The sequence below is a fragment of the Roseofilum sp. KMC-1 genome (genome assembly GCF_057802075.1).
The window spans coordinates 3,471,319-3,495,162 of sequence record NZ_CM173605.1 but is presented as its reverse complement, the minus strand read 5'-3'; the positions used below and the strand labels follow the sequence as shown (position 1 = coordinate 3,495,162).

21 protein-coding genes, 1 tRNA gene and 2 pseudogenes are annotated in these 23,844 nt (G+C 46.5%); 7 read left to right on the top strand and 17 right to left on the bottom strand.

Translation table 11 applies throughout. From position 1 onward, the window contains the following. Positions 1–19: 19 nt before the first annotated feature. The gene (locus tag AC3FZD_RS16090; protein ID WP_488737006.1) at positions 20–1,621 is read right to left on the bottom strand and encodes a photosystem II high light acclimation radical SAM protein; all 1,602 of its coding nucleotides are present in this window, start codon (positions 1,619–1,621) and stop codon (positions 20–22) included. 320 nt (positions 1,622–1,941) lie between these two features. On the opposite strand from AC3FZD_RS16090, the gene AC3FZD_RS16085 reads away from it, so the two are divergent. The 3 genes from AC3FZD_RS16085 (at position 1,942) to AC3FZD_RS16075 (ending at position 3,404) form a co-directional block, all read left to right on the top strand. Continuing rightward, the gene (locus AC3FZD_RS16085) at positions 1,942–2,304 is read left to right on the top strand and encodes a DUF1830 domain-containing protein (protein WP_488737005.1); all 363 of its coding nucleotides are present in this window, start codon (positions 1,942–1,944) and stop codon (positions 2,302–2,304) included. Positions 2,305–2,379: 75 nt separating this feature from the next. Beyond that, positions 2,380–2,817 (top strand): DUF4079 domain-containing protein, encoded by a 438-nt coding sequence (locus AC3FZD_RS16080; RefSeq protein WP_488737004.1) that lies wholly within the window; start codon positions 2,380–2,382, stop codon positions 2,815–2,817. A 17-nt stretch (positions 2,818–2,834) separates the two neighbouring features. Beyond that, positions 2,835–3,404: a hypothetical protein gene (locus tag AC3FZD_RS16075; RefSeq protein WP_488737003.1), complete on the top strand. Its 570-nt coding sequence runs from the start codon at positions 2,835–2,837 to the stop codon at positions 3,402–3,404. Here AC3FZD_RS16075 and AC3FZD_RS16070 read toward each other — a convergent pair. After that, positions 3,401–4,168 carry a response regulator transcription factor gene (locus AC3FZD_RS16070; RefSeq protein ID WP_488737002.1) on the bottom strand — a complete coding sequence of 256 codons (768 nt, stop codon included), beginning with the start codon at positions 4,166–4,168 and terminating at the stop codon, positions 3,401–3,403. The two genes, AC3FZD_RS16075 and AC3FZD_RS16070, sit on opposite strands and share 4 nt — an antisense overlap. A 341-nt stretch (positions 4,169–4,509) precedes the next feature. Between AC3FZD_RS16070 and AC3FZD_RS16065 the strand changes: the two genes are divergently transcribed. Next, positions 4,510–4,758: a DUF6761 family protein gene (locus AC3FZD_RS16065; protein WP_488740361.1), complete on the top strand. Its 249-nt coding sequence runs from the start codon at positions 4,510–4,512 to the stop codon at positions 4,756–4,758. Positions 4,759–4,888: 130 nt separating this feature from the next. Here AC3FZD_RS16065 and grxD read toward each other — a convergent pair whose 3' ends face one another. The 4 genes and pseudogenes from grxD to AC3FZD_RS16045 form a co-directional block, all read right to left on the bottom strand. Further along, positions 4,889–5,212 (bottom strand): Grx4 family monothiol glutaredoxin, encoded by a 324-nt coding sequence (grxD, locus tag AC3FZD_RS16060; protein ID WP_488737001.1) that lies wholly within the window; start codon positions 5,210–5,212, stop codon positions 4,889–4,891. A 77-nt stretch (positions 5,213–5,289) separates the two neighbouring features. Next, a complete protein-coding gene (locus AC3FZD_RS16055; RefSeq protein ID WP_488737000.1) occupies positions 5,290–5,541 on the bottom strand; it encodes a BolA family protein in 252 nt (83 codons plus the stop codon). Positions 5,542–5,633: 92 nt separating this feature from the next. Further along, a pseudogene (locus tag AC3FZD_RS16050) lies at positions 5,634–6,104 on the bottom strand (hypothetical protein); the annotation flags it as partial. 27 nt (positions 6,105–6,131) lie between these two features. After that, a pseudogene (locus tag AC3FZD_RS16045) lies at positions 6,132–6,704 on the bottom strand (hypothetical protein); the annotation flags it as partial. Between the two features lie 127 nt (positions 6,705–6,831). Here AC3FZD_RS16045 and AC3FZD_RS16040 point away from each other — a divergent pair. Continuing rightward, a complete protein-coding gene (locus tag AC3FZD_RS16040) occupies positions 6,832–8,982 on the top strand; it encodes a S8 family serine peptidase (protein ID WP_488736999.1) in 2,151 nt (716 codons plus the stop codon). Between the two features lie 28 nt (positions 8,983–9,010). Continuing rightward, entirely contained in the window at positions 9,011–9,625 is a 615-nt protein-coding gene (locus AC3FZD_RS16035) for a hypothetical protein (RefSeq protein WP_488736998.1), read from the top strand. Positions 9,626–9,677: 52 nt separating this feature from the next. On the opposite strand, the gene AC3FZD_RS16030 is transcribed toward AC3FZD_RS16035, so the two are convergent. The 5 genes from AC3FZD_RS16030 to AC3FZD_RS16010 form a co-directional block, all read right to left on the bottom strand. Next, on the bottom strand, positions 9,678–11,102 hold the full coding sequence (locus AC3FZD_RS16030; RefSeq protein ID WP_488736997.1) for an NADP-dependent isocitrate dehydrogenase: 1,425 nt from the start codon (positions 11,100–11,102) through the stop codon (positions 9,678–9,680). Positions 11,103–11,413: 311 nt separating this feature from the next. Then, on the bottom strand, positions 11,414–13,573 hold the full coding sequence (recQ, locus tag AC3FZD_RS16025) for a DNA helicase RecQ (protein ID WP_488736996.1): 2,160 nt from the start codon (positions 13,571–13,573) through the stop codon (positions 11,414–11,416). A gap of 239 nt (positions 13,574–13,812) precedes the next feature. Continuing rightward, positions 13,813–14,166, bottom strand: coding sequence for a HepT-like ribonuclease domain-containing protein (locus AC3FZD_RS16020; RefSeq protein WP_488736995.1), 354 nt, complete (start codon positions 14,164–14,166; stop codon positions 13,813–13,815). After that, a complete protein-coding gene (locus AC3FZD_RS16015; RefSeq protein WP_488736994.1) occupies positions 14,150–14,518 on the bottom strand; it encodes a nucleotidyltransferase family protein in 369 nt (122 codons plus the stop codon). Before AC3FZD_RS16015 ends, AC3FZD_RS16020 begins: the two co-directional genes overlap by 17 nt. Before the next feature lie 473 nt (positions 14,519–14,991). After that, a complete protein-coding gene (locus tag AC3FZD_RS16010; protein ID WP_488736993.1) occupies positions 14,992–18,681 on the bottom strand; it encodes a HEAT repeat domain-containing protein in 3,690 nt (1,229 codons plus the stop codon). A gap of 177 nt (positions 18,682–18,858) precedes the next feature. Here AC3FZD_RS16010 and AC3FZD_RS16005 point away from each other — a divergent pair, with 177 nt between their 5' ends. Further along, positions 18,859–19,071: a hypothetical protein gene (locus AC3FZD_RS16005; protein ID WP_488736992.1), complete on the top strand. Its 213-nt coding sequence runs from the start codon at positions 18,859–18,861 to the stop codon at positions 19,069–19,071. Positions 19,072–19,178: 107 nt separating this feature from the next. Here AC3FZD_RS16005 and AC3FZD_RS16000 read toward each other — a convergent pair. From AC3FZD_RS16000 to AC3FZD_RS15975, 6 genes are all read right to left on the bottom strand, one after another. Next, positions 19,179–19,252: transfer RNA gene (locus AC3FZD_RS16000), tRNA-Pro, on the bottom strand. A gap of 36 nt (positions 19,253–19,288) precedes the next feature. Next, positions 19,289–19,645, bottom strand: coding sequence for a DUF1818 family protein (locus AC3FZD_RS15995; protein ID WP_488736991.1), 357 nt, complete (start codon positions 19,643–19,645; stop codon positions 19,289–19,291). After that, a complete protein-coding gene (locus AC3FZD_RS15990; protein WP_488736990.1) occupies positions 19,642–20,118 on the bottom strand; it encodes a hypothetical protein in 477 nt (158 codons plus the stop codon). Before AC3FZD_RS15990 ends, AC3FZD_RS15995 begins: the two co-directional genes overlap by 4 nt. Further along, positions 20,115–20,342: a DNA-directed RNA polymerase subunit omega gene (locus AC3FZD_RS15985; protein WP_488736989.1), complete on the bottom strand. Its 228-nt coding sequence runs from the start codon at positions 20,340–20,342 to the stop codon at positions 20,115–20,117. The genes AC3FZD_RS15990 and AC3FZD_RS15985 overlap by 4 nt, the downstream gene beginning before the upstream one ends. 51 nt (positions 20,343–20,393) lie before the next feature. After that, positions 20,394–21,896 carry a sensor domain-containing diguanylate cyclase gene (locus tag AC3FZD_RS15980; protein WP_488736988.1) on the bottom strand — a complete coding sequence of 501 codons (1,503 nt, stop codon included), beginning with the start codon at positions 21,894–21,896 and terminating at the stop codon, positions 20,394–20,396. 301 nt (positions 21,897–22,197) lie between these two features. Beyond that, positions 22,198–23,733, bottom strand: coding sequence for a TolC family protein (locus tag AC3FZD_RS15975; protein WP_488736987.1), 1,536 nt, complete (start codon positions 23,731–23,733; stop codon positions 22,198–22,200). Positions 23,734–23,844: the final 111 nt, after the last annotated feature.

The window sequence follows — 23,844 nt, the reverse complement described above, 5'->3', positions numbered from 1 at the left end:
ATGGGGATATAAAGCTTTTTCAAGAGCCAACCTGGGTTAACTGCTTGCTGCTCTCCACTTTAGGAGTAAGGGGAGCGCTGAGAGCTTCATCCAAACTGGCACAACCGAGCCTTTCTTCTAAAATCTTCATCACTTCCCGGCCAAAATCATTGGAATTGCGCTGCCATGCCGCTAAACAAACTTGGCCAAAAAATGATCCTAATGGTTCTGGATTCCAGAGTAATTTGCGAGCAGTCCAGGGCATCATACTCATGGGATCGTAGCCGGGTTTGAGGATGCCTTGGTCAAAAGCGTATTGTTCGAGGTGGGTATGGGGTTGTAACCCGATAAAGAAGATCGCCGGTTCGACTTTCTCGGCTCCAAAGATCTCTTCTAGGGCGCGATGATAGGCAATGGTTTGGCGAATGGTGTCATAGGTTTCGTCAATTACATTAAAGGAATAATTAACGGAGACGATATCCTTAAAACCGGCTGCTTTTAAGTCCCGGCAGTTTTCTAACACCACGCGCAGATTATAGCCCATCCGCATTTTGCGAACTAATTCTTGGGAGCCACTGGTAATGCCGATTTCAAAGTAGTTCATGCCGGTTTTGACCATCAGATCGCACAGTTGGGGGGTGAGGTTATCGGCACGAATATAGGAGGCCCAATGAATGTCGGTTAACCCAGCATCGAGGATTTTTTGTAGCAGTTCGATCGCATCGGGGATAAATTTACGAGCAGGAATAAATTGGGCATCAGTAAACCAGAAGTTCCGCACTCCTCGGTCATAGAGTTGGCGGATTTCGTTGACGACTTCATCGGCTGGGTTAATGCGGACTTTTTTGCCTTCGACGACGGTATAGATGCAGTAGCAGCAATTATGGGGACAGCCGCGTTTCGTTTGTACGCCTAGATAGAAATCCGGATCTTGTAAGTAGTAGTTGAAGGCGGGCCAAATTTGTTCTATATAACTATAGTTGCAGGCGGTTTTTTCTAGGGGGGTAGGTTGTTCATGAATCAGGCGATCGCGTGGTATAGTTTGACCCACGACATAACAGCGCTCGTCACTGATATCTCGATCCTTTAAGAGTTTTTCGAGCAGGGTTTCTCCTTCGCCAACAGAAATAATGGTTCCTGGGGGAAGGGAGCGGCCGAGTTGTTTATAAAAGACACTGACTGCACCTCCGCCCACCACTAAGCGGATATGGGGGTGATAGCGCCTCGCCCGGTTTAATCCCCGTTTAATCAGGCTGAGATTCTGCCATAATTCCCCATAGTAGGCGGTGGCTAATCGCAAGCCGCCCACAGCCCCCCGCAGTTTAATCAGGGGATTGAGGCTGTAGTAAAATTCAAAGGCGTTTTGTAGGGGGTTACCGCTTCTTCCGCCTACGGGGGCATAGATTTGAATGTCCCGCCAGGAGAAGATGAGGAGGTTGGGGCGAAAGCGATCGATCGCCTCGTCTAGGGCGGGTTTATAGTCTAGGGGGGGAATGGTTCCCAGGTCAAAGATCTGTTGTTCTACTGAGGGGAACTGTTTGTGGATGTGATCGGCGAGGTAGACGACACCGATGGGAAAGATGGGATTGCAGGGCAGGCGGACGTATAGAAGGCGATCGCCAGTAACGGAGGTAGCGTGCATAGAGCGTTTCCTGTTCTCAAGCTGGATTTGTGAGAATGTTTCACATAACTTTACGATAACATTGGTTTTGGCATCTGTTAGGGGGAATTTTTGCCCAGGGAGTCGGGACTCACATTAGATTTGCTAATCATCAGGATTAGAGATGATGATAGAGAAATCCAGAGAAAAACCCTATGAAAGTCTCTAGGACTGTGATTGAGGGATCAAAAATAGAGATTAAAAAAGGATTAATGGTAGTCGCGTTTACAACCACTTGGGATTAGAAGTGTTAGAGTGTCTAGGTAAGCTAATATGCGTTATTTTTGATCTTTGCATAGAATATGGCACAAATTCTTGATCCCCTACCCCCAGAGCAGTCTCATCGTATTCTTTGCTGCTATGTAAATGCGACCAGTAAAGTACAAATTGCTCGAATCTGTAATATTCAAAATTGGTACTTTGAACGGGTGGTGTTTCCCGGACAGCGTTTAGTCTTTGAATCCGTTCCTGAAGCCCTATTGGAAATTCACACCGGTATGATGGCCAGTGCAATTTTATCGGATAAAATCCCTTGCGATCGCTTAAAACTGCAAGAATTAGTTGCAGAAGGGGAAGGACAAATCATCAACGAATCCAAGCCTTTACCCAAAGTTATTAACACCTTAACAACCCGGAAAGCTCCAGCTTTAACAGCCATTGATTAGGGATAGCCCCTAAATCTAATCGTGATTAAAATTTCCGCTTTAGACGGTTGCCTTTAATAAACCCTTTTTGTATTTGTGGATCTACCCTCTTTTTTATGGCTTTGGAAAATAGCGGCTTGGTCAATGGGCTTGGCCGTGTTTTCCTATGGCTTATTAGCCATGAGTGGAACAGGTATCTGGTGGAGCCGACAAAATCGCCAACCCTTGCCTCAAGGATGGCGATGGTTCCACTATACTCTCGGTTCCATTTTAGTATTTCTGGTGCTTTTACTGCTGGCGATCGGGATAGTGGGAACCCTAGGCCATTATGGTAGTCTAGGCCACTCCTCCCACCTCTTTGCCGGCCTGCTGGTGGTGGTCTTAGTGCTGATTTCTGCCACCAGTGCCACCCAAATCAGTCCCCAAAGACCTTGGGCTAGACCTCTACATCTGATCGCTAACACTATCCTGTTTATGGGGTTGAGTTGGGTTTCCATTACTGGGTGGAGTGTGGTACAAAAATATCTACCCTGATTGAATCAACCCGAATTATGGCCGATCGCCCCCAACAACCCTCATCCCAGTTCAGAATTTCCCCTCTGATTCGCATCCCCCTATTCACCCTCTATATCGCCCTGACTGTACCCTTACCCATTTTGGCGAGGGTAACCACCTCATCGGGTATTTCTCCATCGCTTCTGTGGGTGGCAATCGCCCTAGGAGCGGTGATTCTCTGGGGATCTCTGAGCGAACGAGTCACCCTAGATGAAGATCAGATCGCCGTCAGCTATGCCTCCTGGGTTTTTTGGGCTAAACATCGTCATTGGTCTCTCCCTTGGTCAGAGATCCAAGCCTTGAAGCCCAGAACTACGGGACAAGGGGGATTGGTTTATTATTTCTTGGCTCAATCTGGGGATGCCTACTTACTCCCCATGCGAATTGCTGGGTTTGCCCAACTGGTGCGGCAAGTGCAAGAAAAAACCCAAATTGATACCCGTAATGTCAAGCCCTTAGCCCAACCTTGGATGTATGGCCTGTTATTCGGATTTAGTCTGATGCTCCTGGGGGTCGATGGTTGGACGATCGCCACTGCCCTAACTCTGGGGAGCTTTTCTCCTTAATCTGATTGTTTCATCGGTAACCGATGCTGGGCAGAGAGGGAAGGGGAACGGGTAGGAAACGGCGATCGCATTTGCTGGGATAGGGCATCCTGATTAAATCGATAGCCAACTTTACGCACTGTTTGGATCACATGGGGTTGCCGGGGATCGATCTCAATTTTCTTGCGTAAAGAGAGAATATGGGTATCCACAGTCCGAGGATTATCGATCTCATCCGGCCAAGCTCTTTGCAGCAGTTGGGAGCGACTGAGCGGTTGACCTCCCACTTGAGCGAGGGCATAAAGCAGGCTAAACTCTTGGGGGGTTAAATCTATCGATGTCCCCTTCAGAGAAACCCGCCGTTGCACCAAATCAACTTTGAGATCTCCATAGTTGAGATAGGCTGGAGGCGTGAGTTTTTTCTGTCGGCGAATTAGGGCTTGCACTCGTGCCATAAACTCCTGCATTCCAAACGGTTTGGTCAGATAATCATCCGCCCCCGCTTGCAGTCCCGCCACCACATCGGTTTCTGCATCACGAGCTGATAGCATTAAAATCAAAGATTTTTGTTGATTGTAAATCCACTGACAAAGTTCTAACCCTTGTCCTCCAGAAATACTGCTATCTAAAACTACTAGGGTAGGTTCCCGCACCATATAGACATGACGGGCACTGGCACTATCTGCGGATTGGTAAATGCTATAGCCAGCCTGCTGTAAGTGCCAACCGAGAAGCGATCGCAGATGAGGGTTGCTTTCAATAATCTGAATACCGATCGAGATCACTTCGGTTTACTTTCCTTATCACACTATGCAGCATGTAACCCGTCTACCTTAACAAAGTTTGACAAAATTTTCTGTAGTTGTCGATACCGAGTATTCGGTTGACTAATTTTCAAGGATCGAAACACAATTTTGTTTTTTTGGGTATCCTAAGTTTAATAAACTCTACTGGATTTTCTATCTAGCTTCTGGGGGGAGATTCGTTAAAATAAAAATATCAACCCTAGGCCATTCTTCGATTGACCCATCCGGATTTTGGCTCTAGGGAAGTGAACAGACCATAGAACCGACCCTTAAAATACCTACAGTTAGGTTCAAGCTATTCTCAGGAGACAACCCTTATGATGCTTCAAGATACTCAAACCATCCGCTTTTACCAAAAAATTACTGATTCCCTCGTGGACTTGTGGAGTCGAGGATACCGCTATGACGATTTGCGTATGTACCTTGAAGGCTATCTAGCGGCATTAAGACATTCTAACTCTATTGAAACCTATTTAGTCCATCGGCTGGAAGAAGAAGCCTATCGGTATTTACGCGACAGATCCAATTTTGAAATGCCCTTACCCGAACCAGAGACCAAATTTTACTAGCCCATTGAGACAATGGGCGATCGCTGGTTTTTAGGTTGTTTCGATACAAAATGATATCCCTCGGTAGTTTTCAGAGCAACTCGTTCCCTGAATAACCACCGGGGGATTATTGATCGATGGCGGGGTTTTGCTAGGAGGCTAACGCCACTTCCAGCATCTGCTGGAGTTCTCCACTTTGGTATAACCCAATCATGATGTCAGAGCCACCAATAAATTCCCCATTAATATAAACCTGGGGAATGGTGGGCCAGTTAGAATACTCTTTGATCCCCTGACGAATAGCATCATTAGCCAATACATCGATGGTTTCATAGGGGACTCCAAAGGTATTGAGCATTTGCACCACATTATTGGAAAATCCACATTGGGGCATCAGCTTATTGCCCTTCATAAACACAACAATCTTGTGTTCTTTAATCACATTATCAATGGTTTCTTTGAGTTCTGGAGTCATAGTTATTACGAGAGGAAAGTAGAACAGCAACCTTAAACGGGGTAAGGAATATCGATCTTAACTAATTTTTAAGAATTTTACTGAGCAGTTGCAAATTGTTCTGGGGTATAAGTCTTTAAACCCAAGGCATGAATGGCATTACTGGCCATGGCCTCCTGAACGGCCGCATAAACCAACTGATGTTGTTGTACAGGTCTTTTGCCTTCAAACTCACGGGAAATGACGATCGCCTCGTAATGATCGCCCCCTCCGGTCATATCCTTAAGTTGAATTTGGGCATCAGGAAGCTTGGCTTTAATCAGGGCTTCCACCTCTGCCGGATGAATCATACAGGACTCCTTGCGATACTCTATCGTCTTTTATTGTAGCGATCGCCCGTCAGAGACTCAAGGGGATAACCCCGTGAATGGCCTTATGGCTTCTATTGAGGAGCCGCAGAAGTCGATTCACTATCATTGAGTTTGAGATAGGGAGAATCGACAAAACCCAATTCAAACAGTTGTTGGTATGCCTTTTTGCCCATTTCTGTAGTCGGGTTTTGAGAGCGAATCACCTGTACGAGCAGGGGCACTGCAACATCAGCTTCATTCTGAGCGCGATGGACGAGGGCCAACTGGTAGGTAGCTTCATCCCGTTTTTGAGCGGTTTCCACGGCTAAATCCCGTTTACTATTGGCAATCTGGCTATCAATGCCTGAAAAACTAGCAGCCAACTCTTGATAAAGATTAGAGAGTTGGTTAAACACCTGACGGGCATCTTGGAGTTTTTGCTGGGCTAGGGCATAATTTTCATTACCCACCGCTTCAGCCGCTTGACTCATCAGACTCTGGGCCCCAACCCTGCTCATTAAGCTGTTTTCTTGATTCAGGGGGCTAAATTCAGAGTTGTTGGGCCCCGCTTCTTCTGTGGCTAACTGTTCGCTATCATCGGGTTTGGGATAGGGAAGATCGACAAAGCCTAATTCAAACAGTTGCTGGTATGCCTTTTTACCCATTTCTGTAGTCGGGTTTTGAGAGCGAATCACCTGTACAAGCAGGGGAACTGCAAGATCGCCTTCATTTTGAGCGCGATGGACGAGGGCAAGCTGGTAGGTGGCTTCATCGCGTTTTTGAGCGGTTTCCACGGCTAAATCCCGTTGGCTATTGGCAATGCGGTTATCAACCCCTGAAAAACTAGCCGCTAACTCTTGATAAAAATTAGAGAGTTGGTTAAACACCTGACGGGCATCTTGGAGTTTTTGCTGGGCTAGGGCATAATTTTCATTACCCACCGCTTCAGCCGCTTGACTCATCAGACTCTGGGCCCCAACCCTGCTCATTAAGCTGTTTTCTTGATTCAGGGGGCGAAATTGATGGCTGCTGGGCCCCGCTTCTTCTGCGGCTAACTGCTGATTGGCCGATTGCCCAAAGGCAGAACTGCTGAAGGCGATCGCAGAAGTACACAGGGCTAGGGTGGTGGCTTGTAGCAGTCTAGAGGGTTTTAAAGATACCATGAGTTGTCAGAGATAGGGTGAAGACGAACAACATAAAACAAATCTAAACATAATTTAGCAGACAGTTCCCCCTTTGATCTGTTCCAATCAAAAGCAAGAGATAAACGATCGCAAAGCAGTGGTGAAGATGGTTAAATTTTTCGAGCAGTTGAGGCGCTTTCTTGGCTCTCAAGGGAGTTCTTCCCCGGATCAGTCATCCGATCCCATTCAGGCTAAAGCTCCCATACCCGAATCCGAAATTGGGTTAGTGTTGCAACGGGGAGGTGAAGAATGGGTTCTAGAAAAGGCTCCAGATCGGCTGACGGTGGCCCTCAAGTCTAACACTGCTTCAGGTTGGGACAAGGATCTGCCCTCTTTAACCAGTCGCCCCATTGCCACCAACTTCTCCGAATTAACCGTCGATCCCCAAAGCTTAGAAACCGCCATTACTTCGGCTCGTAATTCCCAAGATGTAGCCTTTGCCAGCCATGTCTATCAAATCAAAAATGCGCCGGGAACCTACACCTATTTGTCCAATGAGATTACGATTCAATGGTCAGAAACGAGCGATAAAGCGACCCGCAATGCCCTGATTCAACAGTATGGTCTGCGGGAGGTGAAACCCGTAGAGACTCTGGCCCATACCTGGGTTTATCAACTCACGGAAAAGGCTACCGAAAACCCCATTAAAATTGCCAACCGCCTGATGGCTTCTCCCGCCGTAGTTGTGGCTGAACCCAATTTAATTATTCCCAGCCAACCCATGTATCGCCCCACCGATGGGTTCTATAGTCAGCAATGGTATCTGAACCATAATGGGGGAAATGCCCTGGCTAGTGGATCTCATATTGATGCAGAACGAGCTTGGGATATAACTAGGGGCGATCGCTCCATTGTCGTTGCTGTTGCCGATGATGCCATGGATCTCAACCATCCTGACTTCCAAGGACTCGGCAAAATTGTGGCCCCCAAAGACTTTAAAAGCCAAGACTTTATCCCCCAACCTGAAGGACTGGTCGAAAACCATGGAACCTCCTGTGCCGGAGTCGCCGTTGCCGAAGAAAACGGCTCTGGCATCGTTGGCGTAGCCCCCGGATGCTCCCTGATGCCCGTCCGTACTACCGGCTTCCTCGATGATAATTCCATCGAACAACTCTTTGATTGGTGTGCCAGTCGCGGCGCTGCCGTCATTTCCTGTAGTTGGGGGCCAGCCGCCGTTAATTTTCCCCTCTCCCTGCGCCAAAGTGCCGCCCTCACCAAAGCTGCCACCCAAGGTAGGCAGGGGAAAGGCTGTGTGATTGTCTTTGCTTCCGGCAATGCCAACCGCCCCATTAACGATACGGTTTATGAGCAAGGATGGCCCAATAACGTCATTTCTGGCAATACCCGATGGTTAGCCGGTTTTCCCGTTCATCCTAATGTCATTGCCGTGTCTGCCTGTTCCAGTTTGAGCAAAAAAGCCATTTACAGCAATTGGGGTAAAGAAATCGCCGTTTGTGCCCCCTCCAATAATGCCCCTCCCGGTATTTGGTTACAGCAAACTGGATTTATCCCCACCCCTCCGGCCGTCACCAGTCCTACTCCAGGGTTGGGGGTTTTTACGACTGACCGGGTAGGGGGGGCAGGCTATGGAACTGGGGATTTTACGGGCACATTTGGGGGAACTTCTAGTGCTTGTCCCATTGTTGCAGGAGCTGCGGCCCTGGTTTTGTCGGCTAATCCTGACTTAACGGCTGCCCAGGTGAAGCAAATTCTGATCTCCAATACCGATAAAATTACTGACCCCGATCCCGATCCTCAGTTTGGCTTTCGCAAGGGGACTTATGATAGTCGGGGCCACTCTGAATGGTTTGGCTATGGTAAAGTGAATGCCTATAAGGCAGTTTTGGCGGCTGTGCGATCGCGCCCCACTCCTGCAAGTGTCAGTCGCTGGATTCAACGACAAAACTATGCCAGTGTCCCGATTTCGGATTACGATAGTCGCGGCATTAGTAGCTCGATTTATGTTTCTGAAACCAATGCCTTAAGAGATATCCAAGTCACTGTCGATATCGATCACAGTTTCTTGGGCGATATTCAAGTTAATTTAATTGCGCCTAACAACAAAATGATTTTGCTCCAAAATCGCACATTAGGCAGACAAACTCAATTGCAACATACCTATACTTCTTCGGAACGCCCCTTATTAAAAGACTTCGTAAATCTTTCGATTAAAGGGGTTTGGAAATTACAAGTGATTGATTATGCTTTAGGCAATACGGGCACATTAAGAGGTTGGGTGTTGACATTAGGGATTTAAACTATTCTTGCAAGGGCGATAACTCACTATGTCTCGATTGACCATTATCAAGCCAGACCAATCCTATACTTTTGCGGATTACTTTAAACTCAACTTTGCACCGCAAGATATTCTGGCCTATTTTCAGGTTTCCTTGCAACGGCGATCGCTACAATTTCCCCAGTATACTGGCACTCTCGATCGCCTACTCGACCTCAAAACCCGCATTGAGGAAAGTCTCCCCCGTCTTAGTCTCACCAGTGAAATGGCAAGGCGAGAATTTTTGATTGCCCCGGTTTTAACCGACTTGCTCCACTATACCCAAGCAACCCTCAATGTTGAATATCCTATTGTCGTGAGCCATCAACTTAATGGTTCCCTTGATTATTTGCTCCAAAGTGATGGTGTTTTCCTCGTGATCGAAGCTAAAAATGAAGATCTAGAACGGGGTTTTGTGCAACTGGCGATCGAACTCATCGCCCTCGATCAATGGATCGAATCCGATCAAACCCTGCTCCACGGAGCAATTTCCACCGGCAATATCTGGCAATTTGGTCAATTCGATCGCCACTCTCGTCAAGTGACTCAAGACCTTAATCTTTATCGTGTTCCTGCCGATCTAGAAGACCTACTACGCATTTTAGTTCAAACTCTGAATAATTAAATTAGCGGGTAGGGTGCGTTAGCGACAGCGTAACGCACCCTACTCTATAGACTTAGCCGAAGTATTTAATAATCGCGTCGGCAAACTCCGAACACTTCAGAGGAGGCTTAACCGGAGGCTCCATTAGGCGGGCTAAATCATAGGTCACTTCTCGATTAGAAATGGCCTTTTCTATGCCCATTTTAATTAAATCGGCGGCTTCTTGCCAGCCCATGTATTCTAACATCATCACCCCAGAAAGAATCAAAGATCCCGGATTAACCCGATCCAAACCAGCATGTTTGGGGGCTGTACCATGGGTGGCTTCAAAAACGGCACAACTATCGCCAATATTCGCCCCCGGCCCCATGCCCAAACCCCCGACAATAGCAGCAGCAGCATCAGAAAGATAATCCCCATTTAAGTTCATGGTGGCCAGGATAGAATATTCTCCAGGACGGGTTTGTAGCTGCTGGAAAATACTATCAGCAATCCGGTCATTGACCATGATTTTCTCTTTCCATTTGCCATTGCCATGACTTTCCCAAATCGCATCAAGAACGGCTTTCACTTCGGCGCAAGCTTCTTGTTTTTTCTCGACAGTTAAGGCATCATAACCCGGTTCAAGTTTGCGAGCATTGTCTTCTAAACTAATGTCTGGATTTTCTTCTTTGTTGCTCAAAATCCAGGATTCGCGCTCGGTCACACATTGTTGGCGAAACTCGGTAGTCGCCAATTCATAGCCCCAGTCCCGGAAGGCTCCCTCGGTATATTTCATAATATTACCTTTATGAACCAAGGTAACCATTTGTTTTTCTTTAGGAAGGCGCAGGGCATTCTCAATGGCCCGTCTCACCAGGCGTTGACTGCCGGTTTTACTAATGGGTTTAATCCCAATACCAGAGTCGAGACGGATTTGTTTTTTGCCATGCTCAGGGGTAGAGGGAATCAGGTCAGTATTGAGGTATTCGATCAGCTTTTTAACCGTTTCTGTGCCTTCGCGCCATTCAATGCCCAAATAAATATCTTCAGTATTTTCCCGATAGATAATGACATCCATTTTGTCTGGGGTTTTGTGGGGTGAGGGGGTTCCAGCGTAGTAACGACAGGGACGTACACAGGCATAAAGATCGAAAATTTGCCGCAGAGCGACGTTGAGGGAACGAATACCGCCACCGATGGGGGTGGTTAGGGGGCCTTTAATGGCGACTCCATATTCACCAATCGCCTTTAAGCTATCTTCAGGTAGATATTGGTAGGTTCCATATTGCTCGCAAGCTTCATCACCGACATAAATCTTGAACCAGGAGATTTTGCGTTTTCCGCCATACGCTGCTTCAATAGCAGCATCAAAGACTTTCTGAGAAGCGGGCCAAAGGTCTACCCCCGTACCATCTCCACGAATGAAAGGAATGATGGGATGGTCGGGAACAATGGGTTTACCATCAGCAAAGGTGATTTTTTCGCCGGTTTCGGGAGGGGTGATTTTCTCGTACATAGGGTAATCATTCCTGAGATTAAGGATTTATGCTTGCCCGTGTTCGGTTAAGCACGTACCAGACTACCAGATCCTTTTGGCAAAGGGGTCAAGGATTTATCTTTTTTCCAGGTTTATAGCGCTTTTTTCAAAAAGAAACTTTTAATATATAGCTAGTCTAAATGAGTTGTGCCATAGGAAATGCCCTCTCCCTAAATCCCTCTCCCACGGGAGAGGGACTTTCCCCCTTCTCCTGTGGGAGAAGGGGGTAGGGGGATGAGGGGCAATCGTTACACAACTCATTTAGGTTTACTATATAGGATAAAACCTCCCTATCCCCCCATCCCTCCACCTTGCCATTTACCGCGCACTAAGCGGATTTCATCATAGGTATAGGACTCTCCTAGGGCATCTTTGAGCAAGGTTAAGGAGACTGCGCCGCGCTTTTCTAGGACTTTGAGAATCTTCTCTTGTCTTTCGGGTTCGACTAAGCGATCTAAATCGACCGGTTGCTTTAACTCAATTAATTCGGATAAATGGCGAATAATGGTGGTTGTTCTCAATTCTCGGCGATCGGCTATTTCTTTAATGCTTAAGCCTTCCTGATACAATTCTAAGGTGACTTTTTGGGTTTCTGAGGGTTCATTTTCACTAGGGGGAATGGGTAGAGATTTGGGGGGTTCTGTTAATCCTTGTTCCTGACAATATTGGCAAATTTCCTTAAGAAATTTTTCCCCATATTGCTGTAATTTGTAACTGCCGACTCCGGAAACTTTGGATAAGGCAGTTAGACTTTGGGGACGCTGTTGGGCCATTTGCATCAGGGTAGAATCGGGAAAGATCACGTAGGGAGGAACTCCTTGTTCATCGGCGAGTTGTTTGCGGAGTTTTTTCAGGTTTTGGAATAAGAGTTCTGCTTCTCTGGCTAAAGAATTGACGGTTTGTTGTTGCTTGCGCTGGGGAGGAATAGCGATTAAAACTTGCCGTTGACGACGCATGACGGCCCAGCTTTCAGGATTGAGCTTAAGGATACTGTAGCCATCCGTGGTTTGACTGACAAGACCTTGATTGAGGAGCGATCGCCCCAAGAACCGCCATTCATCCTTACTCCGGTCTTTTCCGATACCATGGGTCGAGAGTTTGTCATGACCATTACGCAACACCTTCTCACCCATGGAACCCCTAAGTATATCTATAATATAAGCCATACCAAAGCGCTCCTTACACCGAGCCACACAAGAGAGAAACTTCATCGCCTCAACTGTCCAATCTTGGGTCGGTTTCGGGTTTACACAATTATCGCACCCCTGGCAATTGCCCTCTAAATGTTCGCCAAAATAGCGTAAAATAATAGACCGCCGACAATCCGTCGCATCGGCATAATCAATCACCTGGCGCAACTGTTGACGGGCGATGCGCTGTTCATTTTCATCACTCTTTTGATCGATAATCCACTCCACCCGCTTCACATCGCTATAGCTCAAAAACATTAAACACCGGGCAGTTTCCCCATCTCGTCCGGCTCGTCCTGCTTCTTGGTAGTAACTTTCTAAACTGCGAGGGATGTCATAATGCACCACAAAGCGCACATCGGGTTTGTTAATTCCCATACCAAATGCAATAGTTGCTACCATAATCTGCACATCATCGCGAATGAAGCGGTTTTGGTTATTTTGACGCACGCTATCCTCTAATCCGGCATGGTAGGGAAGGGCTAAAACCCCATCTTTTTGCAACCGTTGGGCCAACTCATTCACCTGACGACGACTGAGACAATAGACAATTCCCGACCCCCCAGACTGAATCAATTGAAACAGCTCGGCGTAACTTTGGCGGGTTTTCGTCCGCACCTCATAGAAAAGATTAGGACGGTTAAAACTGGCGATATGCACATAGGGATGCTGGAGATGGAGTTGTTGGACAATATCTCGACGCACCCGATCTGTTGCGGTAGCGGTGAGGGCAATAATGGGCACTTGGGGATACCAGCGCCGAAACTGGGCCATTTGCCGATATTCGGGGCGAAAATCATGGCCCCATTCGGAGACACAATGGGCTTCATCGACGCTAAATGCAGAGATGCCAATGGTTTCCTGTATGCTGGCTAGAAAGGGCTGGAACCAGTCAGCCATCAGGCGTTCGGGGGCAATGTAGAGCAGTTTGATTTTACCGTTGAGGATGGCATTTTGGCGCGATCGCACTTCTTCGCCGCTCAAGGTACTATTCAGGAACGTAGCCCCAATCCCATTATCCTGCAAGGCATCCACCTGGTCTTGCATCAGAGCAATGAGGGGAGACACTACCAAGGTTATCCCAGAGTGCAACAGCGCGGGAAGCTGAAAACAGAGGGATTTTCCCCCTCCCGTGGGCATAATCACCAGTACATCCTGGTTCTGTAGCGTGGTTTCAATAATTTCCTTTTGGCCCGGACGAAATCGATCGTAACCAAAATAATGCTTGAGGGTATCCTCTAAGGTGGAGACTGGAGCCATAATCTTCGGGAGGAGGCGATCGATCTGATTCTACCGTAATACAGCGCTTCGCGCCCTCCGTGGGGGAATGGGGGAGTGGGGGAATGGGTTAACCCGGAAAATGCCAGGAATTCAATCTGGCTAATGACCGAAATCCCAATCCAGCAGGGAAATTTGTTGGATTTGTTGGGGAGTAAGTCCAGTGAAATCGACGGTTTGAGTCATATACAGAGGGAATGATTTGACGATATTTTTCTACTCTATCCATTTTCTTCTATCTCTCTAAGGATGTTTTCTAAGCGAATAACTAAGGAGATCAGATCGTTAGTTACTGTATCCCAAACCACATCTTCATCTACATTGAGATAGTCATGAACTACTTTACTTCGCATTCCCACAATCGCTTTCCAGGGAATTTCAGGATAAGCTTCTCTAAAATCAGGGGACACTCGTCTGGCTGCTTCTCCAATAACTTGTAGGAGATGAGTTAACGCTAAACGCAATTGCTCGTTACGATCAAACTCTTCTCGACTCACGCCTGACACAAAACTAAGAGCTTTATTGGCAGTGTCTATCATATGTCCGAGATAGACAAAGTTATCCTTGTGCGACATAACAAACCTCTGCTTCAGCCAGAATGCGATCGCGAATTCGATGGTTCAGAAACTTAGGAGTCACTAAATCGATGGGGCGGCGATCGAATAAATTGGACAGTTCTTCTTCAATTTGGTAAAGTTTGAAGAATCCAGGAGTAAAACCCGGCTCAAATTCTACTAAGATATCAATATCGCTCTCTGGGGTAAAGTCTTCGCGCAAGAAAGACCCGAACAGGGATAGCTTATTAATATGCCAGCTCTGGCACAAGTTGGCAATCTCCTCAAGAGGAATTTCACTTTTTCTAATATTCAGAGAGCGTCCCTGGATTTGTTGTGCGGTAAGTCCAGTGAGATCGACCGTTGGATTCATGGAAGAAGACAATGTGAGAAGGTTTGATCCTATTTTAGCGGAATTTGCTGTTGAGCGATCGCCAGAACTGGTTTTCTAATATCAAATCCTTAAATGTTTGCTACAATGAAAAGCTGTAGGAGCGAGCGGCCGCTTGCCCCTACATATGCCGGTGGTAGATTGATCTGTAGCATTCTCTTTTAGATTTGATATAATTTCAATTAAAAATGGGTATGGGTTGGGGACAATTTGCCTCTAGAGAGGCTAATACAGGCTCTACAGGGCTACCTTCACCCATTTCACCCCCGTTCAATCAGTGCAAACATTTACAGCAGTTTTCGCTGCTATGGGGTACATTTTGATCCCCCTAAATCCCCCTTAAAAAGGGGGACTTTCTGATTCCCCCCTTTTTAAGGGGGGTTGGGGGGATCTTTTTCGGCTGTACCTCATTACCGCGTAAAGTGCTGTAAGAATTGGATATTAATTGTTAATTATTAATTGTTAATTGATTCCAGCCAAGATTGCAGCGCCGAGATCAAGTTCTCCTGCTCTGGGGGGAAGCCGCGCAAGGGAGCATTGAGGGGAGTCGGGGTAATCCAGGCAATGGAGACGGTGGAAGCGAGGAACTGGCACAGATCCAACAGGCACGCTTGCGGCTCGCCCTTGTGCAGAATGAGGGCAATGTGGGGATGGCGAGATTTGGCGTTGGTGAGTGCGGCTTCCAAGTCGAAACAGTCGGTAATTGGGGGGAGGGTTTCCCCAGGGAAGAGTTGCCGAAAGATACGGTTACTCAAGGCTTTGGCGAGTTTATCTTCATCGGTAATTTTGGTTAAATGTTCGATATCCACACAGACGGGAGTGGTGTGGGGGGTGGGGTGCAGTTGGTTGGGGAGATCCCGCAGTTGGGCGTTGAGGGTGTCGGTGAGGGCAGTTTTGCCCACCGGGGTTTGATCGGCGACTTCGGGATGGGGGGTAGTGTCGAGATGATGCCAAGCGCGGTAGAAGTCGGGGTAGGGCAGATCTTGGGCAATCTTCCAGAGGAGTTCGTAGCAGTATTTGAACAGGTCAAAGTTGTTTTTGTGGGTTTCATCGCTCAGGTGAGGTTGGAGAGCAGAGACAACACCTTGGCGTTGTCGGTTGCTGGTGATGATCTCCCCTAAACTCTCTACCAACCATTCGCAGCCATTTTCACTTTCAGTCTGTATCAGCAATTGCAATAGAGCAGTGATTGCCTGGAAATTTCCTGGGTTGATTTCCCCTAAAGTCTTAGCCACAGAAGAATATATACCTTTGTTATCAGTATACTTCAAAAGTTTCTCTAGGGCAGTAATTGCCTGGAGATTCCCTGGGTCGATTTGCCCCAAACGATAAGCTACGAACCAACAAACACTTTCGTGTTCAGTATGCTTCATGACTTGCGTCAAGACGGCGATTGCCTGGGGATTTCCTGGATCGATTTTTCCTAAACTTTCAGCCACACGCCAACGGGTAGATTCATTATCAGTCTCTTCCAAGATTTGCATTAAAGTAGCGATCGCGTCAGAATTTCCTGGGTCTACGATTCCTAAACTCTCAGCTATTCCCCAACAAGTAACTTGGTTGTCAGTCTCCTCTAGGAGTTGTGTCAAGGAAACAATTGCCTGATGATTTCGTAAATCAATTTTTACTAAACTCTCAGCTACTTGCTTACGGAAATTTTCATTTTCAGTCTGCACCAGAAGTTTGACTAGAGCTGCAATTGCATCCGGATTTCCTGAGTCTACCATCTCTAAACTCTCGGCAATCCGCTGACGAGAGGATTCAGACTCTGTTTTCTCCAGAAGTTCCATCAAGACAGTAATTGCCCAAGCATTTCTTGGGTCTATTGCTCGTAAACTCTTAGCAGCTAGAAAACGAATAGATTCTTTCTCAATAGATTCTTTCTCTGTTGGCTTCAGAAGTTGTACTAATACAGCAATCACATCAGGATTTCCTGGATCAATTTCTCCTAAAATTTCAGCTATACTCCAACGAATAGATTCATCATCAGTCTGCTCCAAGACTTGCGTCAAGAAGGCAATTGCCCAAGAATTTCTCGGCTCGATTTTTCCTAAAGTCTCAGCCGCCCAGATACAGATAGATTCAGGAAATTGAGGATGTTTGAGGAGATCGCAGAGTTCTTTAATTGCCAGTTGTCGGTCAGTTTGGGGTAGAATGTCCCTAGCTCCGTATTGAATCGGATCGAGAAAGGTTTGCCATTTCTGTTTCTCAATATTGAAATCACCAAACCCCCACTTGACTACCTGTCGGACAATTTCCTCCGCAAGAGAACAAGCCTTAAACTCACTAATGCCAGCCGCAGCTAAAAAATAAGCACGATACCAATAAAACTGGTTACACCCATCATCAAAATTCACCAACGCCTGAATCAACTGCTCCTTCTTCCCATCCTCCACATCCCCACGCCCCAACCACAATAAAATTACCTCGCGCCAACGAGGTTCAAAAATGCGATAGGGTTGGCTCGAAGGCTGTTCTGGTGAATGATCCGACGGCAGAAAAAAGTGCCCATCTGCCACTGCACAAGCGGCAAAATACTCCTGAAACGTCAAATGGAAAAAGGCATAAACCGGCTCATCGGTGCGAATATCCCGATAAACCACATTCAACCAGCCCAGACTTTCCGCTAACTCAAACCCTTCCCCCAACACCTCATGCACCAACGATTCCCGCAACGGCACATTCTCCCTCATCCCCCGCAGCGCCAACTCTGCCAACTTTTGATTTAACTGCTGTTGCTGCCCAAAGGTTGTCGGAAATTTATCCTGTTTCCAGCCATAAACATCCCGGCGAAACTGCTGATATAAATCCGCCTTGGTTACCGGAATCTCCCCCGGATTATTCACCCAACTTTTACATAACAGAGACAAGCGCAAGGGATTTCTCACCAAATCCAAAATCCGGGCACTTTCCGCTTCCTGCAACTTCTGCGCCAACTGTTGCCCTAACTCCGGTTTCTGCTCCCGCGCAAACCAAGCACCAATAAACTGCTCCACCTGCTCCGGCTCAAAACACAATGTCCGATAGGTTTCAAAACCTTCTAACGTCGTCGGGTTACTCTCCCACACATTCAACCGGCAACTCAACACCACCCGCGCTTGCTTCACCCATTCCCGCTGCAACGAGTCGCGAATCTCCACCACGGGAAGAGCAGCCGACATTTCATCGACTCCATCCAACAATAACCAGACTTTCCCCGTCTTAAACCACTCCATGAACTCCTGTTTCTGTTCCCCTGTCGGCTGCAAAACCTGCAATTTTTCCTTTAACCATTCCTCTCGTAAATAATTCTCCAGCGTCATCCCCTGCAACCGCGCCAAGGGTATCCAAATCGGATAAGCTTCGCTCTTTTTTTGATCAATTAAATATTGCCCAATCTGGTCTAACCAGGTCGTTTTTCCGGCTCCCGGCTCCCCAATAATGGCCAAATTTTTTCCCGCATTGCCAATCACTTGGTTTAAAAATTCTTGGTGTTCGTAGCTTTTTTGAATCTCTTCTTCCCTGAGTGCATACTGCTGCATCCCCGCTTCCGCTCCCGGCATCTCTTCCCCCGTCCGTCGTGGTTGCTGCTGGCGCTGCACCAATCCCAAGGGCACATAAACCTCCACCTCATGCCCCATTTCTGTGGCACGCTTGCGCCGTTCTCGCTCCTGCTTGAATGCGTCGGTACAGAGTTTTCGCCATTTGTCAAGAGTTCCGTCCTGACTTTCTTCTTGTTCAACTTTTTCTTGTTGCTTCGATTTCTGCGATCGCTTTTCTTCCCAAACTCGTTCAAACTCGTCTAAATTTTTTTGCTTGTCTTTACTCCACAGTTTGAGCGTAAAATTCCAATCTTCGTTACCTTGAGTTTGCGCTCGATTATCCTCCAGAATTTGCAAGAATTCCTTCAAATGATCGTTAAGTGCTTGGCGAATCTGATCTTTGGTTAATTGTCCCTCATAGCTATCTTTTTCGGTCAGATAAACCAGTTTTCTCAGTTGCGTCTCAACAACTAACTGGGGTGGCTCTCCTATTTTCTCATTCCACCGATAACTCAGATTGAGACCGTCAACATTGTCGAACTCATAATCAACATAAGCCAACAGCGCCTCTAGTAAGCGTTTAGCTCGTTTCTTCGGTTCTCTCCCATAACTAGATTTTGGCATCGCTGTACTCAATCAAAATTCAACAAAAAGTTTGGGGGGTTTCCCAAGTTTAGCAGCTACCCCAAACCAGCTTAACTCCGATTATATCCAGGTTTTAGCCAATGTAACCTACCGTTTGCTTCGCCCTCCTACCCCAAACCGATGATGCGCTCAACACAGCTTAAAGGTAGGTTGATCATGGAAGAACAACTCGCTAAATTTCGACAACGGGAAGCTCTGGAAAACCTGGGAACCAACTTTGTTGACCCCCATATTCAGACAATGACGAGTTTTCCCACTCACACCCCCACTATTCCTGCTCATCCCGTTGTTGGGTTTGGGTGTGCTTCGGGTTGGTTGCTGGTGACGTTTCTCTACTGCTGGATGACGCGGAAAATGCGGGGGGTGTAACCTCTCCCCATTCCCCCACGGAGAGCGCTTTGCGCTGTATGTGGGAGCGCACGACTTTTGAGGGCCGCTGGTGAAGCTCAAATTCTAGTATTGTCTTTTTTCATCAATCGGAGCGGCGGGATTTGAACCCACGACCCCCACTACCCCAAAGTGGTGCGCTACCAAGCTGCGCTACGCCCCGGTCACAGATTTCTATAATAACACAGGATTTTGAAAATTAAAACCCCTCTAAGGTATTTAAAGCTTGAATCACTTCTGAAGTGACGGTTGCCGGCCAAGCTCCTTCAGCTCTACGACCGGTGTTGAGGATGAAACGGAGGCTAAAGCTATGGGGATAACCTTGAACTTCCATCCACAGAAGGCTACCTTCAGTTTCACAGGTGATTTTTTCTTCGTCCATGAGTTCGGGGGCGATTTGCTCTAGACTGTGGATCAGTTGTTGCAAGAGTTTCTGAAATTCTTGTAGTTCTAGGGCAGTCAGTTCGATCGCCCAATCTGCACCACCGAGTAAAGCGGGATATGCTGAGGCTTGGGGTTTCCAGCCAACGCGCCATTGGGGCCCTTGCTTAATCACTGTTGATTTTGAGGCTGATAAATGCTGACCAGGACATCAATTAAAGCGTCTCGTTGCGATCGCGTCAAATTTTCCAGGGCTTGACGGTCTCTATTTAAGGGATTTTCCGTCAGTACATCGACACTGGGATAACTGTTTTCGTACATAATCTCATTAGCTCCCAAATAATCGGCTAGGGTTAACTTCCAATCCAATCGATAGATGGGCGTGCGTTTTTTCACATAGAGATGATAACGAATCAGTCTCCCGACTAGGGTATTATCTGGGTTAACTTCCCCAGTCAACTGGCTGACGTAATCATTTTCTAGGGGCAAGTCTGGCAGTTGTTCATACACCAACCGCCAAAGATCCCTAGATCTGATCCGAGTCTGGGCTAGGGCGGCTGAGGAATTGAACGGCTGTAAGGGCATGAAGGATAACCCCATCAGCCCTAGTACAGCTAAACCAATGACCAAAAATTGTCCTTGTTTCATTCACCAATGATTTCGGGTTGGGTTAACTCATCTGACATTTCGATTACGGCTCGAATGACGGGTTTCATTTTCGGATCATCGAGGCTATCAAATTCTTCGTAGCGGCGACGTTGGGCGCGATGGGCTACTTGTACTGTAATTCGATAGCGGTTGGATGCAGCACTAATGAGTTCCTCGGCACGACGCATTAATTCTTTGTTGTCTATGGAAGGGCGCTTAAGCATAGGGAAGTGTTTAGGAGTTAACTCAATCTTTTTCTAGTTTACCGGTTCTGGCTAAAAGTCGAGCAGCACGGAGGAATTGGCGGCCACAATTTGGTTATGGCCGTTGCGTTTGGCCTGGTCAAGAACATAGCGGGCAAGTTCTAGGAGAAATTGGGGTTGGGCATCAATACGGGGAATGAGGGCAGCTACCCCCATACTGAGGGTAACCTGGGGGGCAACGGGGGAGGTTTTGTGTTCTAGATCGAGGCTGATGATGTTGTTTTGAATCATATGGGCGACATGGGCACTGCCGGAAATGTCGGTATGGGGGAGGAGGACGGCAAATTCTTCTGCCCCATACCGAGCAACTAGGTCAGCAGGGCGTTTGAGGGCTTCGCGCACGGCATCGGCGATCAGTTGTAGGCAAAAGTCACCGCTCAGGTAACCGTAGGCTTCGTTGTAGAGTCGGAAGTAATCAATATCACAGAGGATGAGACCGAGGGGCGATCGCTCTCTGGCTAGTCTTCGCCATTCTTTTTGCAGCACCTGCTCAAAACGGCGGCGGTTAAACAGTTGAGTCAGGCTATCGGAATCTGCCAGTTGTTTGAGTTCTTGATTGGCTTCTTTGAGTTGTTCGTAGAGCTGGGACTGTTGAATGGCAATGCTGAGATGATGGCTGATGTCTTTGAGCAGTTGGGTTGCCCAGGGTTCCCAGGTTCGGGGTTGATGACATTGATGGGCAATTAGCAGTCCCCAGAGATAGGCATCACAGAGATGATAGTGATGGGAGGTGATGGGTAAATTGGACTGACCCAATTTAAAGGTGTTTTGGGGGGGTTGGGTTAAGGGAATTCCCAGTTGAATTGGAAAGACCAATTGCGATCGCACGTCCAGCTTACTCAGAAATTGGCGGTCAGTTTCTGGTAGTTCCGCCGTTTCTAGATTGTTGATTTGGCTCCATTGTCCTTGTTGATAGAGGGTAACTTGGTCTTTGGTGTAAAACTGTTCCATGGGCTGATCGAGAATAGAAGTACAGGTTGAATTGAGCGCTTCAACAACGACTGTACCGCTCCAATCCGGATTAAAATAGTAGATAAAGGCTCGGTCTAAGTCCAAGAGGGTTTGCACTCGATCGACCGTTGATTGCAAGATTTCTTCCAGCCCTAGGGATTGGCGAATCTTTTCAATCATCTCTCGTAAGAGGCGATCGGCTTTGTTCTGTTGGTTCAGTTGCTCTTGCCTGCGATCGGATTGAGTTTGATCTTCAATGATTACCAAGTATTCCGATTCTCCCTTAGTTTCTTGCTGATTGGGAATTGCCATCAAGGCGATCTTGAAGTGAGTCTCACCTAAATATCCTTCTTTCTCTACTGATTGGTTGGGGATCAACTTCTCTAAATTTACAGCGCTCAAAAAGGGCAATTTTTCCCTAAGATCGCAACCATAACTAATCCTAATTTCAGGGAGAACACAGTCAAAATTATTGTCAACATCTGCGATCAGAAATTCTTGATTAACGATCAAATAAGTTACTTTATATTTAAGGCTTAAAGTTTGATTAAATAGACGATTCATCGCTGGTTCTCTCCTTCGATCTTCAACTTCTGAAAGTTCTGTTTTCCCAGAACTGGGTAAACGTCAGAACTTGTTAACCGAATCTGAATAATTAAGTTGTCAGGAACTCATAGTTGAGTAAGTATCATTTCTGATGTTATAATATTACGTTCACAGGAAGAGGGTCTAAGGTGTAGATTTTTTCTCCTCTTATCTTACCACTTCTCTCAGGGATTGACAATCTAAGAGGATCAAGCCCCATCTCTTGGGTTAAGATTCTAGCTCAGTTAACCTTACATGAAAGGATTAACCATCTGAAAAATTACTGAATTTGTGGAGTTAAATTCCACCGGTCTAAGGCGATTCCCACACTCTGTTCCAGGAGAGTTAATGCATTAAGATACTCAATTAAAACCCGCAATTCATTTTGTCGAGCCTGGGCTAATTCATTTTGAAAACGAATAATATCAGTTAGGGATGTCCCTTGAATGCCCAAACGCAGTTTAATTTCTTCTGCTTCCAGTTGCTCTTGCACCAACTGAGTCCTAGCTTGAGATTGCTCGACCTGCTCCCAAGTGAGTTGAATATCGCGGATCAGATTATTCAGATCAATATTCAAACTAGAATAGATTTGATCGAGGGTATTTTGAGTTTTACTTACATTAACTTGGCTTTGTTGAAAGCGCTGTTCCGGCTGCAAATCTCCCCAGGTTTTACTCAAGGTCAATGCTAGACTCAGATCGGATCGCGTGTCAACCAAATTACTGGGCAACCAATTATAATCCGCCTCTAAATCTAAATTCCAGCGCCGCTCATCTGCTGCTTCAATGAAATCATAATGGGCAATTTCTTGGTCGAGTTGTGCTGCCAAGTAGGTTGGGCTATTTTCCAGGGCTAAAGCTAACAATTCTTGGATATCTAATATCGGTCGATTTTCTAAATTGGGAGGTTGAGCAACGATGGGCAAGTTTTGCTCAAGCTCTAATAAGTTTAATAATTGCAATCTAGCTCGATCTAAAGCATTTTGAGCATTTAAAACATTGAGTTCTTGATTGGCGACATCTGCTGCTCCTTGAATACGCTCTACTGGGGCCCGTTTTCCTGCTTCAATTAAAGCTTCAGTAACTTCTAAAAGGCGGCGAGAGTTGTCTAGGGTTAATTGGGCAATTTTCAGTTCTTCTTGACGTTGGAAGAGTTGACGGTATAGTAAAATAGATTCAGTAACTTTATTGATCAATGTGGATTTCACTTGTAAAATCTGGACTTGATTTCTCAATCGGGCACGCTCAATAGAGGCTTGATTAACTTCGACTCCTGAACCTCGCAATAAGGGCTGTTTGAATTGCAGTTGAATTTCATGGTTTAATGCCCTTTGATCAAAGGGATCAGTGGCACTATATCGTCGTTCTAAACGGCGTAAAGTTCTCCAGTTTAGAGTGATTTCACTGCCGATGGGGAGTTGGGTATTGAGGGATGCACCAATGTCTAAGCCTTCACTTTGGGTAATAATGGGGCCAATCGATTCTCGACGAGCATTAAGTAATAGTCTAGGGGTAATATTTGGGTTAAATTTATCTTCTGCAACTCCGAGATCTTGGCGTTGAGAAATGCGATCGAGATAGGCATTTTTGATCTCTGTATTATTTTCTATCACTAATTGTACTACATCGGCGATCGCCAAAGATAAGGGTTCTTTTTCGGCAATCTGTTCAGAGTGAACATTTTGCTTGGGTAGGGGAGTTCCTTGGGCAGGAAGGAATCGACTAAAACCTAGAGTAGATAGGGTAAATAGCCCTCCAGAGGCAATGAAGAGAATGATTCCTTTTCTGATTGTTAACAAGTGTTGATAACGGCTCATAGTGGATTCTTTGGCAAACTTTTAACGTGAATTTAATCTAAAATTAAAGTTGAGGAAGACAGGAGATTGCTGGCCAGTAAAAGAAAAATAATGATGCTACAATTAAAATTA

Excerpts from the sequence above, each read along its gene's own strand:
- AC3FZD_RS16010 (WP_488736993.1), bottom strand. The coding sequence starts at position 18,681 with ATGCCAAAATCTAGTTATGGGAGAGAACCGAAGAAACGAGCTAAACGC.
- recQ (WP_488736996.1), bottom strand. The coding sequence starts at position 13,573 with ATGGCTCCAGTCTCCACCTTAGAGGATACCCTCAAGCATTATTTTGGT.
- AC3FZD_RS15990 (WP_488736990.1), bottom strand. The coding sequence starts at position 20,118 with ATGAAACAAGGACAATTTTTGGTCATTGGTTTAGCTGTACTAGGGCTG.
- AC3FZD_RS16015 (WP_488736994.1), bottom strand. The coding sequence starts at position 14,518 with ATGAATCCAACGGTCGATCTCACTGGACTTACCGCACAACAAATCCAG.
- AC3FZD_RS16035 (WP_488736998.1), top strand. The coding sequence starts at position 9,011 with ATGTCTCGATTGACCATTATCAAGCCAGACCAATCCTATACTTTTGCG.
- AC3FZD_RS15980 (WP_488736988.1), bottom strand. The coding sequence starts at position 21,896 with ATGAATCGTCTATTTAATCAAACTTTAAGCCTTAAATATAAAGTAACT.
- AC3FZD_RS16090 (WP_488737006.1), bottom strand. The coding sequence starts at position 1,621 with ATGCACGCTACCTCCGTTACTGGCGATCGCCTTCTATACGTCCGCCTG.
- AC3FZD_RS16020 (WP_488736995.1), bottom strand. The coding sequence starts at position 14,166 with ATGTCGCACAAGGATAACTTTGTCTATCTCGGACATATGATAGACACT.
- AC3FZD_RS15975 (WP_488736987.1), bottom strand. The coding sequence starts at position 23,733 with ATGAGCCGTTATCAACACTTGTTAACAATCAGAAAAGGAATCATTCTC.
- AC3FZD_RS16030 (WP_488736997.1), bottom strand. The coding sequence starts at position 11,102 with ATGTACGAGAAAATCACCCCTCCCGAAACCGGCGAAAAAATCACCTTT.
- grxD (WP_488737001.1), bottom strand. The coding sequence starts at position 5,212 with ATGACTCCAGAACTCAAAGAAACCATTGATAATGTGATTAAAGAACAC.
- AC3FZD_RS16055 (WP_488737000.1), bottom strand. The coding sequence starts at position 5,541 with ATGATTCATCCGGCAGAGGTGGAAGCCCTGATTAAAGCCAAGCTTCCT.
- AC3FZD_RS16075 (WP_488737003.1), top strand. The coding sequence starts at position 2,835 with ATGGCCGATCGCCCCCAACAACCCTCATCCCAGTTCAGAATTTCCCCT.
- AC3FZD_RS16085 (WP_488737005.1), top strand. The coding sequence starts at position 1,942 with ATGGCACAAATTCTTGATCCCCTACCCCCAGAGCAGTCTCATCGTATT.
- AC3FZD_RS16005 (WP_488736992.1), top strand. The coding sequence starts at position 18,859 with ATGGAAGAACAACTCGCTAAATTTCGACAACGGGAAGCTCTGGAAAAC.
- AC3FZD_RS15985 (WP_488736989.1), bottom strand. The coding sequence starts at position 20,342 with ATGCTTAAGCGCCCTTCCATAGACAACAAAGAATTAATGCGTCGTGCC.
- AC3FZD_RS16040 (WP_488736999.1), top strand. The coding sequence starts at position 6,832 with ATGGTTAAATTTTTCGAGCAGTTGAGGCGCTTTCTTGGCTCTCAAGGG.
- AC3FZD_RS16065 (WP_488740361.1), top strand. The coding sequence starts at position 4,510 with ATGCTTCAAGATACTCAAACCATCCGCTTTTACCAAAAAATTACTGAT.